The sequence below is a fragment of the Scytonema hankhaensis NUACC26 genome (genome assembly GCF_045865695.1).
Classification (GTDB): domain Bacteria; phylum Cyanobacteriota; class Cyanobacteriia; order Cyanobacteriales; family Nostocaceae; genus Scytonema.
In genome coordinates this window covers 37,609-50,270 of the sequence record NZ_BAACAP010000174.1, presented here as the reverse complement: position 1 = coordinate 50,270, position 12,662 = coordinate 37,609, and the positions used below count along the sequence as shown (strand labels likewise).

Sequence of the window (12,662 nt, the reverse complement as noted above, 5' to 3'; positions counted from 1 at the left end):
CGCCTTCTTGTTGAGGAAGTTGAACTGCTAATTGATTTGGGAGCAGAGCAACTGCTGGCTGCAGAAAGGTCAGGAGAAAAAATTGCGGTAGAGATAAAAACCTTCCTACAGGCATCAGCCATTTCAACTTTTCATACAGCCTTGGGACAATTCCTCAACTATCAGGAAGCTTTGGAACTCGATCGACCAGAACGAATATTGTATTTAGCTGTGCCAAAGCAGGCTTATAAAAGCTTTTTTGAAAAACGCTTTGTGCAGAGAATTGTACATAAGTATAGCATAAAACTTTTGATTTACGATCCCAAGCAGGAGGTCATTGTAGAATGGAAAGAGTAGAGAAATATAGAGAGTTAGTGAAACAAGTTCTAGAAGAATATGCAAGCTATAAATTCTCATCAAGTGAAATTGAAGTGATGACTGTTTTTGATTTAGAACGAGATCGCTATCAAGTTGTTAGTGCAGGATGGAAAGACGAGCGTCGAATTTATGGGTGTTCGGTACATATCGATATTAAAGATAGCAAGATTTGGATACAGCATGATGGCACTGAGATTGGATTTGCGGATGAATTTGTAAGGCTAGGAGTTGCAAAAGACGACATTGTGTTGGCATATCACTCGCCGTTTATGCGGCAGTTTGATGGTTTTGCAGTTAGCTAATGAACAAGTTTTGTATATTTATACCTTTGCTTTATAAATCACAAAATTTTTTGAAACTTATTGATTATCGAGAGAAACTTGAGTAGTTTTTCAAACTCTTCATTAGACTTAGCTTGCTGCTGTGCAATGACTAAATTCTCAGCAAGTTTCTCTAATAAGGGTTCCCAAACAAGTTTAAAACCTTGTCGATTTGGAATTGGAGATAAATTGATGACTTCACCGCACCAACATCTGATTTTGGGCATATAAATATCCTAACGTGAGCGCTCGACAATAATCTGACCGTCTTTTCTGTCTTTCATAGTTTGGCTCTCACTCACGGTTACAGTTTTCATACCATTTGTGTCCCTGTATTAAGTTGCCGCTTCGTTACATTGCTTCAACGATGTAATTTAACTGTAAAAAAGGTGGGAGTTCTCACCTGAAAAAATTAGCTTTGTATAATTCGCGCATTGTTGCTTATTCTTTTATTTGGTATGAACTCCCTTTTGATGCTCGCACTCAAATCTATGGAATTTAGTTTGAACTCTTATTACGATTTAAGTATTCCTACTAATATGAGCCTTGTTTGTTCGAGAACCATCAGAACCATATTGAGGTGCTGGCATACGTACAACCTCACCATTAGAACGAATCTATACCTCCGATCTATCAGGAAACCTATATTGAGTATACTTTGGAGAAAACTGAGAAAGTCTTAGTCAGGCTAAGTCAATCAGGCTTTTACCGTCGTTGTCAAATGAAGTGCGGAGCCATTCCACAAAGTCCCGATCTAGTTTCTCAGCCTGGTTCAGCCTTTGCAAATCTTCACTTTGTTTAGCCATTTCTCGCACTGCCACCGGGTGACTACCGATCGCCTCTTGCAGCTTTTCTAATCCAACTTTAGACTCACTGACATTAAAAGATTTGTCTTTGTGAGGGACGAATGCATCAATGGTATTTGTAACACATGTTGCCACCTTAATAATTTGCTCTGGAGTTGGATCGAGGCAAGCTTCCAGAGTGTTGCAGATCGCTATAGCTGCCTCCTGTGCTTCTACATCATAAATCAAATTCGGGCTGGTAAATTCATCCGAGTCTGGGATGACATCAGAGCAATCCTCTATTAATCGACGAATTAAAGCAGCATCCACTGGCTTTCCTTGAAGAATTTGCCAAACTTCATCGAGTGCAGTTCTCAGTACAGAGGGATTGCCCCAATTTTCCTGGTGAGAAAAAGCGTTATAGTTGAGAAGTAACCTCTGGCAACAAGAAGCAGCAAACGCGATTCTATGAAGGGGAGAGAGTCCTTCTAGTTCTTTTTCTAAAGCATCAAAGTTGTATAAGTGTAGGTTCATTTTGTTATTGGCTTGTCTTCTACTTTTTTTTATTTGGTATAAGCTCCCTTTTGATGCTCACACTCAAATCTATGAAACTTGGTTTGAACTCTTGTTGCGATTTAAGTATTCCTCAAACAGTTCAAAAAATCTTTCTAGGGCTTCATGCTCATCCATAGAATAAAACAGAATTATTTTAGCCCATGATTGGTTTGATTTAATTCCATATCGTTGTTGTAACCAAGGTTGAAACTCTTCAAACTCTCTTTCCTGTTCGATGGGAGCTAAACCAACTTCTCTTATAGCTAGAGTATATCCTCTTAAAAACATATCAAACCTAGTAATTGATTTTGTGCTTAAGTACATAACTGGTTTTTCTTTAATCTGCCCTATGAGTTCATAGAAAGTGTCTGTGCGATGCTGCAAATCATCCACATTATACTGAATGTTGTCAAGTATCATATCATCACTCTTTTCTGGTGTTCTAAGCATGAAACGCCTTTCACGAATATTCCAGCTTTTCAAGTAATCTTGAATTTTGTTTGCACACTTAATACACTTAAGATTTCCAAATTCGCTCACGATTCTTTCAATTTCACTAAGGTCTTGAGGAGTAACTGCTTCTCCCGGAGCTTGTGGATCTCCAGAACCCCCAGAATCTCCAGAACCTTGAATCGGGAGCAGTTCTTCAATTAGGTAATGTTAGGATGAGATAGGAGTAATCAAAAAAATAACTGGATTTAAATCGAATATTTCTGCTTAATTTGAGATTCGTGCAGGTACTTAACTTTTTTTTAATATCTAAAAAATTATAAGGTGGGTATTCCCACCTGAATAAAAAGCTTTGTCTTCTAAAAGAAGACTACCTTTTTTGAGAAAGTAATACGGTTTATTGGTATTTTTCTTTACCAATCTTTTTGGAGAAAAAACCTGCCATAAATTATTGATAGCTCGAAGATGTCTGTGGTAATTACAGCCGCTTCCTGATGGGATTCTACACCCATAGAAAAGCCGATTAGGTCAGCTTCCGTTTCATGTAATTTCTCTGAGTCATGCATAGTCCACCTTATGTCGCAACAATCCTGAAAAACTAGCACATACGGCAGGCGCTCAGCAGGATTGTAGACACACTCAATCGACACTTTGTTTCCCCATAGAGACACCGCCACACTTGTAATTAGCGACGTCTGACCACCCAGTTTAAGCAAATGATAATCGTCTGGCATATATATTTAATTACTTACCTTTTCTCCAGTATTATGCGTTCCAGGTATTTCATTACCAAATTCGTCTCGCGTTTTTAGCAGACTACCATCTTTATCAAGGCGCAATCCCCTGTTTATTCGAGAACCATCAGAACCATATTGAGGTGCTGGCATACGTACAACCTCACCATCAGGACGAATCCATACCTCCGATCTATCAGGAAACCTATATTGAGTATAGCCACTTGCAGTAGTTTTTCCGGTTGCGCCAAGTGACTGAAAAAAGGCGTCTGCTTCAGCCCGCGACATCCCGCTCATATCCCCAAAGTCGGAGGCAGTGCCGTTGCCACGGCTCTTGCGTACTTAGCGTGCTATTTTTATAGGAAAATTAGCTTAAAATCCTTGTCTGGATTGTATTACAGCCATTATTACCTTTATAACAGTATTCTTTTCTAAAATTGAAACTAGAAGTGTCTGTAAGCCTTGCAAATAAAGCATAATTATAAATTTTAATTAAAATTTAGCACGCTATGTACGAAAGAACCAGAAATTTATCGAAGATACAATGGTAAGTCTTGTCACTTCGTACCCAAGTAAGAATTGTTTTGGAAAAGTGAAGATAAACAAGCGATCGCACTCCCAGGCAATTTAGACAGCAGTTATTAAGTGTGTCCCATCAATGAAGCAAGTTCAATCTCGGTAGATACTTGAGTTACCGAGATGGTGAAGCGTTAGCATCATTTGCATTTATCAATACATAGACTACAAACAACTTCCACATCTTTCATGAAAAATTCTAACTGGATGTTAGTTTATCTAAGATAGTGGGTACTCTCATAACGGGAGGGTTGCGGTACTTAAGTATTAACCGCCGCAGCAAATACGCAAAGCATGGCTAGTTCAGGGGAAGAGTACTTAGTCGCCCGTCAAAAGCAAATCGAGCGCAAAAAAAGAATTGTGACTTGGATATCTATCATATGTTTTGCAGGCTCTGGGATAGCTGCTGTTGTTCCTGCATTGCAAAAGGCAACTAATAATGAAATACAGCAGCAAGCAGAATCACCAAAAGCGTCCTTGAGACAAAAGGCGCAGGGTTTTGAACTAGTGTTACAACGGGAACCTGAAAACCAAGTAGCGCTAGAGGAGTTAGTCCGGATACACATTCAGCTGAGGGATGCTCAAAGTGCTATTGCACCATTGGAAAAACTGGTGAGGTTGCAACCCGAGCGACAAGAATATAAAGCTCTGTTAGAACATCTGAAAAAACAAGTAGGTAATACAAAATCCCCTTAAATGTAACAATTTTCAGAATATTACAGTAAGTATTACTTCAAGTTCGTAGTTAAAAATTTGTAAAAAATAAGGAATATTTGCGTGAATCAACATATTTTACTGTACAGTGACGATCCGGGATTAGGTGGAGTCGCTCACTACAATCATACAATTTTGTGTGGTCTAGCAGCTTTAGGCTATCGACTAACTTGTGTACAGAGTAAAGTTCCTAACCCATTAATAGACGAACAAAAAGAGTTAGGTATACAGCATATATGGATAGATTTTGATACGACTCAAGAGCCAAATCGTACAGTCAATGATGGTTCGCATGCTTACCAAATCTTTGAAGATACTCAACCCGATTTAATCATTTTTAGTGACACATGGCCTTTAGCCAATTCTGGTGTCAAGGAAGTTGCTATCGAACGGGGAATACCCTACATGATTGTTGTGGGGTTTGTAGCTCCTTATCCTGGAGGGCTTCCTACTGTTTTTTTAGATAAAATATTACGAATTTATCAGGTAGCGAAAGCGGTTATTGCAGTTTCACAAGAAAATTTAAGTTTATTGCATCAATTATTTGGGCTACCTAGAGATCAGGGACAAGTTATTTATTATGGACGACCTCCTAAATATTTTGTGACCCCTCAGAAACTAGTTCGCGATCGCTTACGTCAAGAATTAGACATTCCCTCAGACGCAGTTGTTTGTTTTACATCCGCTCGCCTAGAACCTATTAAGGGATATCAATATCAATTAGCAGCTATTGAAAGATTAAAAAATACTAAAATTTGGAATTCCCTGTATTTTGTTTGGGCTGGTGGAGGGAAGTTAGAAGCCGAACTCAAGGAAGCTCTTGCTCAACTAAACATAGTCGAAAAAGTAAAAATTTTAGGACAACGTTGGGATATTCCAGACTGGCTGGATGCCAGTGATATTTTTGTTTTGACTTCTCTATCTGAAGGAATGCCATTAGCAGTCATGGAAGCAATGGCTAAGGGATTACCAGTTATTGCTTCAGCAGTTAGTGGTGTACCTGAAGAATTAGGCGATACTGGCAAGTTATTACCAGACCCCAAAATTAATCCTGAAGCAACTGTTAACGAGTTAGTAGAAACAATTCAAGCTTGGTGTGCTAATCCAGAATTGCGCGATTCCATCGCTAAAGCTTGTAAAACACGTGCGGAGCAGTTGTTTAAAGAAGAACTGATGATTGCAGAAACTCATCAGGTAATTGAAAGTATTTTAGTATCAAGTTGGGACTATATTTCACCCGAATTTGAACTCATTTGTCCCGACTCATGTTTCCCCAACATAATTATTGGAGATACTAATAATTGTTTTTGGCAGTATTTACGTAGGGAAATTCCTCATAATTGGTATGTAGATAAGCGACAGCCAAGTGTAGGTTTCTTAAATCGTGATGAGGCTCATATTCTCTATAACACTGCTCTAAAATTTACAGGAAAAAAAGCTTTAGAAATTGGATGTTGGCTGGGTTGGTCAGCTTGTCATCTAGCATTAGCAGGTGTTGAGTTAGATGTCGTAGACCCTTTGTTAAGTAAACAGGATTTTTATGAAAGCGTTAGCAGTTCCTTGGAAGCGGCTGATGTTCTTGGTTCAGTTAATTTAGTAGCTGGTTACAGTCCTCAGACAGTTGACGAATTAGCAGCTAAATTGCAACGCAAGTGGTCACTCATTTTTATCGATGGAAATCATGACGCACCAGGACCCTTGTATGATGCGATGGTCTGTGAGAAATATGCCGAAGATGATGCTTTAATTCTTTTTCACGATCTAGCTTCTCCAGATGTTGCTCAAGGCTTGGCATATTTAGAGCAACATGGTTGGAAAGTTATGATTTATCAAACCATGCAAATTATGGGTGTAGCTTGGCGGGGAAATATCGAACCAGTTGTTCATGAGCCCGATCCTAAAGTTGATTGGCATTTACCAAAACATTTAGAGTGCTATCCGGTAAGTAAGCTTGTCAAAGAGCAAGTCGTTAATAAGATCCAGACTGTTCAAGAAGTGCAAGCAATGATGCAACAAGCACTTAACTTACTAGATAGAGGAAAACCGATTGAAGCAATGCAAATTGCCGAACAAACAACTCATTTGGGTGTGGTTGTCCCAGATATGCATTTTGTGAGATCGATTTGTTTGTACGCTGTACAGAAGTATCAGCAAGCTTTTGAGGCTGCAAAAGCAGAACTAGAAATCAATCCCAATCACTCCAAAGCACAAGAAATCGTAAAAAACTTTACTAACAATATGTTTAGGCAAAAGCCTAAAGTTCCAACACACCAGCGCTCTTGGAATACAAGTTTACCACAAGAAACTTTGCTGTCAGTACAGGAAGCAAGTCATAAGTATTCCTATAAAGGCACCCAGATGATTAAAAATCCGTTTGATTTTGCACTATACCCACTACTACTCTGGAACTTGCAACCGCGCACAATTATTGAAATAGGTTCCAATCGAGGAGGTAGTGCATTATGGCTGGGAGATATGCTGAATAATTTTGGTATTGATGGTCATATCTTTTCTGTTGATATCCTAAAAGTTACTTCAGTTAATCACCCTCGTGTAACCTTTATGGAAGGTAATGGTCAAGCCTTAGATGAAATTTTTACACCTGATTTTCTTGAGTCTTTACCACATCCGCTTTTAATGATAGAAGATGCAGACCATTCTTACGAAACTTCAAAGTATGTTTTAGAATTTTTTCATCCCTATCTAAAGAAAGGAGAATACATTGTTATTGAAGATGGAATTATTTCAGATCTAACGCAAGATATATCCTATAACAGTGGACCCCATAGGGCGCTCAAGGAGTTTTTATCAAAACATGGAAATGAATATGAAGTTGATAGTAATTACTGTGACTTTTTCGGATATAACATAACATGGTGTACTAACGGGTTTCTTCAAAAAATACAAGAGCAACCTATGTTGCAAGAGGTTGCTAGAGGCGTCAACAGTCAAGTAAAACCTTCAAACTTTGTCCAAGTAAATAGATCTAACTGTCTAAATGTTGGTAAAGTCCAAAGCAAGCCTCGTGTAGATGTGGTATTACAAGCTACCGGAATTCATGGATGGTCTGCTTCTCATAGTTGGGTAAATACCTTGAAGCGAGAAGGTTTGCTAAATCGAGTTTTTCATCCGATAGCGGATTGGGGAGTAGAAGAACCTGAAGATGATGATGGTCTATTTGAGTACCTAAAAAATCCTCAGGCAGATGTTATGTTACTGCTGGGTTTTGATTGGCATTCTCAACCACTGCATAACACCCTGAAGTGGCAGGAACAATGGAATAAATTACCTATCAAAAAGATAGCTGTATTACAAGAGTGTTACTCAGCTGAGGTTGTACAAAATACTCCAGCCTGGAAACATCTGATGTATCAAGCACTCGCCAGCACAATTCCCTGTGTAGATGCTCTCCTTTGTCATCATGAACCCGATGTAGACTTTTTACAAAAGCAGCTAGAAATTTCTTTACCAATAATTTTTCTGCCATTCGGAATTGATACCCAATACTTTCAAAACGCTCGACCATTTTCAGACCGATTAAATCGTGCAATATTTAGAGGTAATGCACCGCGTTACTTCACTAAAAATACTTACGAAGAACGACAAAAGCTTATAGAAGCATTAAGCAACTCTCAAAATGTAGATTTATTTTCTACTAATCTCAATGGTTTCAAAAATCCATTTGAGGTAGTGCAAGAGTATGTTAAAGAGCTTAACTCTTATCGCTTACTTTTAAATTTACCATCAATTTCTTCCACGTTAACAGCTCGCCCATTTGAAATCTTAGCTTGTAGTGGATTGCTACTACAAAATAAAGTGATTGGCGAAAAATCTAATAAGTTATTTCGAGATTGGGAGCATTTGGTATATTACGATGCTGATAATCCAGAAGATTTACTCAACAAAATTAATTACTTGATTGCCCATCCTGATGTAGCCGAAAAAATTGCTCTATCGGGGTATGAATTATGTTATCAACAACATACAATTGAATGCCGAATTCAGACCCTCATAGAGTGGGCAAATTGTAACTTTCAATTACCAAGGGACAAGCCAAAACCTGTAAATAGTCTGCAAGAATCAAAGTCAACACATATTCATTATCCAACCTATACGGCTGGAACAGAAAATATACATCAACCAATTGCTAGCCCAAAATTTAAAGTTATTGTTGATGGAGTATTCTTTCAACTTTATAAAACGGGAATTGCTCGTGTTTGGAAATCGTTGTTACAAGAATGGGTAAAAGATGGATTTGCTCAATATTTGACTGTTCTCGATCGAGCGGGAACTGCTCCTAGAATTTCTGGCATACACTACGTAACTGTACCAGCATATAATTATGCTAACGCTGATGCCGACAAGGAAATGCTACAGCAAGTATGTGATGCGGAAAATGCTAATGTATTTATCTCTAGCTACTACACGACACCCATAACTACACCTTCTATTTTCCTAGCTCATGATATGATTCCCGAAATTATGGGATGGAATTTAGAACATCCCATGTGGCAAGAAAAACATCACGGAATCAAACACTCATCCGCCTTTATCGCTGTTTCAGAAAACACAGCACGGGATTTGGTGAAATGTTTTCCTGATATATCTTTGAATTCTGTCACAGTTGCTAAAAATGGCGTCGATCGCCAAATATTTTCTCCAAGTGATTTGGAAAGTATAAATTCTTTTAAAAGCAAATACGGTATTTCAAAGCCCTACTTTATGATTGTTGGTGGGGGAGGAGGTTACAAAAATAGTATTCTCTTCTTTAAAGCTTTTGCTCAATTGGTAAGCAAACAAGGATTTGAGATTGTTGCTACAGGTATTGGAGGATTACAGCAGTTAGATTTTAGAAACTACACCTCAGGAACGGTCGTGCATATGCTACAACTGAGTGATGAGGAATTGGCAATAGCTTATTCTGGTGCTGTGGCATTAGTTTACCCATCTACATATGAAGGTTTTGGTTTACCTGTCTTAGAAGCAATGGCTTGCGGTTGTCCTGTTATTACTTGTCCCAATGCCTCTCTTCCAGAAGTAGTAGGAGAAGCTGCTATATATGTGAATGATAATGATGTGGAAGAACTCGCAAATGCACTATGCGAGGTACAGAAGTATAGGATTCGTGAAACTTTAATTGCATCTGGATTACAACAAGCAAAAGAGTTTTCTTGGTCAAAAATGGCAAAAACTGTGAGTGCTGTCTTGATTGATGCAACTCTCTTGCCCTTAAAACTTAAGCAGACTAACTTAATTATGTTTCCAGATTGGTCTCAGTCAGAAGATTTGCTAAATAAAGAGTTGGACAGAGTGATTGGAGCGATCGCAACTCATCTTGAGAGTAAACAGACAACTTTACTTATCGACACTAGCGGTATCTCTTATGAAGATGCCGAACTGTTGTTATCTGGCGCGAGCTTGAATTTGCTGATGCAGAGAAATATAGACGTTAGTGAGGAATTAACCATTTCTCTAGTGGGAGAGTTATCCCAAATTCAGTGGGAAGCTTTGTTGTCTCGAATCCAGAGGAGAATAGTTTTAGAGCCAGAAAATACGCCAATCATTACACATTTAAAAGCAGATAACTTGCCATCCTTAGATTGGGATAGCTTTATAGCATCCAAATTAGTGAGTCCACTTGTCTAAGCTGTTGTGCTTTTTATTTGTATAGTCTAAATCAATCAAACTTTTGTGGAATGGGCGTCCTCGCCCGTCCAATTGTGCAATATATAAGCAGAACAGTTTAGTACTACAATAAGATCTCGAATTTGGTACGATATCAGCAAAAAAGCCTGTTTATCAGGCTTTTTTATCATTACTAATTGTTTTAAGGGAAGATTATGTGTTTATTGTTCTCCTTTTACATACCTTTGCCACATTTGCTCGTATGCACTTTCCATTTCGCGGGTAAATTGCTGACTATTCCATAAAGGTGCTGTTTTTCGAGATTGCCGCAGTTTCCAAGAGATTTGTTCTCGTAAAACACTATCTTTCCCTAAACGCACGCCCCATTCTATGTACTCTCGATCCGTCCAGGCAATGCCCTCTGTTATACCAGCATTGATCATCATAGTGTAACTATTACGAGCAGCAAATTGCTCTCCTACCCTAGTTACTAGAGGAATACCCATCCATAAAGTTTCTAAAGTTGTTGTGGCTCCATTATAAGGATAAGTATCTAATACTATGTCAGCAACACTTAAATTGGCTCGGTGAGCCGTTTCTGAAGGAACATCAGGAAGGAATCGCAATCTTGAAAAATCTAACTCTTCTTCCTCTGCAAGCTTTTTAAAAAAGTTCTTATTTGATTCTTCATCAGCAGTACCTTTAATCAAAAAGTAACTATTAGAAACTTCTTTTACAATCCTCAATTGCAATCTCGTTGTCTCAGGATGTCGTTTAAAACCTCTTTGAGCACACAAGTAGACAATAGCATCGTTAGGAATATTTAGATGTTCTCGGCGTAGTGTTGGTACACCTACCTCAAAACCATCTACAGCGATGTATGTTTGTGGTAAACGCCAAATTTTTTCCTTGTAATATTCTTGAGCTGACTCTGGTAAAACGTAAGGATCGGCAATGTAATAATCAACTGTGGGGATACTTGAAGCATCCCAACCCAACCATGTGATTTGTATTGGTGCTGGTTTGAGAGCCATGACATGACAACTCAGATCCAGTGTAATGCTATCTAAGTCAATCAAAATATCAATTTCATCTTGATAAATTTGATTTGCAATATCAAAAACATTATTAGAATTATAAAGTTTGGAAACTTGCTCTATATACCACTCATGCAATGGATCGAAAATTGGTTTAGTAAAAAGGCAATAAGCGTAAATTTGAAATTTTTCCCGGTCGTGATAATCAAATAGCCAACGAGCTAACCAGCCAACAGAATGGCTTCTCAAACAATGAGACAAATACCCAATTTTTAAAGGTTTTGTTGAACTGCTAGCAAAAGCTCGACGCTTTAAATGTCCTTGACGGTACTGGGCTATGAGATCGCCAACAAGAATTTCAGTATTTTTTTGGCAAAGTTCAAGTAATTGATTTTGAATTTGTCTGTGTTTTCTAGGACGATCTTCTAGATAGGGTGCAAAAAAGTTTGAATTATATAAACGGGATATATGTATATCGGTAAGTGATGTAGATTTTTCATTAATAAGCAATCTCAATAATTTTTCTTGACGAGCGTTAATATCATAGGCTTCCTGCCAATGTCCACCAGCAGTCATTAAAGCACGCATAACTTGACGGTTAGCAAATACTAAATCAGCCCAATCTTTGAGATAAGAATATGCTGTCTTAGCAGTTTCGATACCCTTATTATATTCTCCAGCATTTTGATAAAACCCTGATAAATTTAGTAAAAATTCAGCATTCTCAGGGTCTAAATCAAAATATATTTCACCTAAACGCGCAGCAATTTTGCTTTGTTTTTTCGAGTAAGCTATTTCAACTGCAGCTGGTAACAAAATATCTAAAAACTCTTGTCGATCGAATTGTATATGTTCTACACAGATTCGCACAAACTCTATGACATTCCAATGCAAAGGAGCATCTCTTAAAACATTATTTAAGACTTGCATAAGTAGCTTCAAGTCAAGGATAAAAAATGATTTTGACTTGAGTACTTCAAGTAAGCCTAGTTCGGTGAACTCATCTCCTGTATATGTCTCTAGCTTAATAGCTAATTTCACTAAATGTAATAAGTTATTAATGTGGTTTGGGGAAATTTCCTTGATTTGCTGCCGAATTTTCCAAGCAACTTCTTCTTCCTCTAACTCTTCTCTTCGATCGGCTTCTAATTGCAATACTTGAATTAATTCTTGATTCCATTTTTCAACTTGCTGTGGCTCACCTTCTAACATTCCCATGAACCAAGTTGTCTGTGCTTCTGTTTCTTGTCCTTGTAAAAATAAAACTAACCCTAAATACCAGTAATGCAATTGAGGCTCGGAATCTATCTCTATAGCTTGTTCGTAAATGCTAATAGCTTGAAAGTAGTTACCTTGAATCAGTAAATCATATGCTTGTTGCTGTAATTTAGTTGGAAGAATTGTTAAACTTGCTTGGTTCATATAAACTCTCTTACAAATAAATAAGACAAAAGTGAGTAGTGACATACCACTCACTTTTCTACAAATTTCAGTTCTAACTACGTATAC

10 protein-coding genes are annotated in these 12,662 nt (G+C 37.9%); 4 read left to right on the top strand and 6 right to left on the bottom strand.

Going from position 1 to position 12,662, the window contains the following annotated elements; translation table 11 throughout:
* Positions 1–336: element excision factor XisH family protein (locus ACKTT2_RS15640; protein WP_407888427.1), on the top strand; the 336-nt coding region annotated here is incomplete at its 5' end.
* Positions 324–659, top strand: a complete 336-nt coding sequence (locus ACKTT2_RS15635; protein ID WP_407888425.1) for a XisI protein — start codon at positions 324–326, stop codon at positions 657–659. The genes ACKTT2_RS15640 and ACKTT2_RS15635, both read left to right, overlap by 13 nt.
* 38 nt (positions 660–697) lie before the next feature.
* Here ACKTT2_RS15635 and ACKTT2_RS15630 read toward each other — a convergent pair whose 3' ends face one another.
* The 5 genes from ACKTT2_RS15630 to ACKTT2_RS15610 form a co-directional block, all read right to left on the bottom strand.
* Positions 698–904: a DUF8617 domain-containing protein gene (locus ACKTT2_RS15630; protein WP_407888423.1), complete on the bottom strand. Its 207-nt coding sequence runs from the start codon at positions 902–904 to the stop codon at positions 698–700.
* 456 nt (positions 905–1,360) lie between these two features.
* Positions 1,361–1,996, bottom strand: coding sequence for a DUF416 family protein (locus ACKTT2_RS15625; RefSeq protein WP_407888421.1), 636 nt, complete (start codon positions 1,994–1,996; stop codon positions 1,361–1,363).
* 69 nt (positions 1,997–2,065) lie between these two features.
* On the bottom strand, positions 2,066–2,569 hold the full coding sequence (locus ACKTT2_RS15620; protein WP_407888428.1) for a papain fold toxin domain-containing protein: 504 nt from the start codon (positions 2,567–2,569) through the stop codon (positions 2,066–2,068).
* Positions 2,570–2,880: 311 nt separating this feature from the next.
* Positions 2,881–3,033, bottom strand: coding sequence for a hypothetical protein (locus tag ACKTT2_RS15615; RefSeq protein ID WP_407888419.1), 153 nt, complete (start codon positions 3,031–3,033; stop codon positions 2,881–2,883).
* 174 nt (positions 3,034–3,207) lie between these two features.
* The gene (locus ACKTT2_RS15610) at positions 3,208–3,498 is read right to left on the bottom strand and encodes a hypothetical protein (protein WP_407888417.1); all 291 of its coding nucleotides are present in this window, start codon (positions 3,496–3,498) and stop codon (positions 3,208–3,210) included.
* 573 nt (positions 3,499–4,071) lie between these two features.
* On the opposite strand from ACKTT2_RS15610, the gene ACKTT2_RS15605 reads away from it, so the two are divergent.
* Entirely contained in the window at positions 4,072–4,473 is a 402-nt protein-coding gene (locus ACKTT2_RS15605) for a tetratricopeptide repeat protein (RefSeq protein ID WP_407888414.1), read from the top strand.
* Between the two features lie 81 nt (positions 4,474–4,554).
* A complete protein-coding gene (locus ACKTT2_RS15600; protein ID WP_407888413.1) occupies positions 4,555–10,137 on the top strand; it encodes a CmcI family methyltransferase in 5,583 nt (1,860 codons plus the stop codon).
* Positions 10,138–10,337: 200 nt separating this feature from the next.
* Here the strand turns inward: ACKTT2_RS15600 and ACKTT2_RS15595 are convergent, their stop codons facing one another.
* Entirely contained in the window at positions 10,338–12,575 is a 2,238-nt protein-coding gene (locus ACKTT2_RS15595) for an O-linked N-acetylglucosamine transferase, SPINDLY family protein (protein WP_407888410.1), read from the bottom strand.
* Positions 12,576–12,662: the final 87 nt, after the last annotated feature.

Coding starts and splice junctions, on each gene's coding strand:
- ACKTT2_RS15625 (WP_407888421.1), bottom strand. CDS start 1,996: ATGAACCTACACTTATACAACTTTGATGCTTTAGAAAAAGAACTAGAA.
- ACKTT2_RS15595 (WP_407888410.1), bottom strand. CDS start 12,575: ATGAACCAAGCAAGTTTAACAATTCTTCCAACTAAATTACAGCAACAA.
- ACKTT2_RS15610 (WP_407888417.1), bottom strand. CDS start 3,498: ATGAGCGGGATGTCGCGGGCTGAAGCAGACGCCTTTTTTCAGTCACTT.
- ACKTT2_RS15630 (WP_407888423.1), bottom strand. CDS start 904: ATGCCCAAAATCAGATGTTGGTGCGGTGAAGTCATCAATTTATCTCCA.
- ACKTT2_RS15605 (WP_407888414.1), top strand. CDS start 4,072: ATGGCTAGTTCAGGGGAAGAGTACTTAGTCGCCCGTCAAAAGCAAATC.
- ACKTT2_RS15635 (WP_407888425.1), top strand. CDS start 324: ATGGAAAGAGTAGAGAAATATAGAGAGTTAGTGAAACAAGTTCTAGAA.
- ACKTT2_RS15615 (WP_407888419.1), bottom strand. CDS start 3,033: ATGCATGACTCAGAGAAATTACATGAAACGGAAGCTGACCTAATCGGC.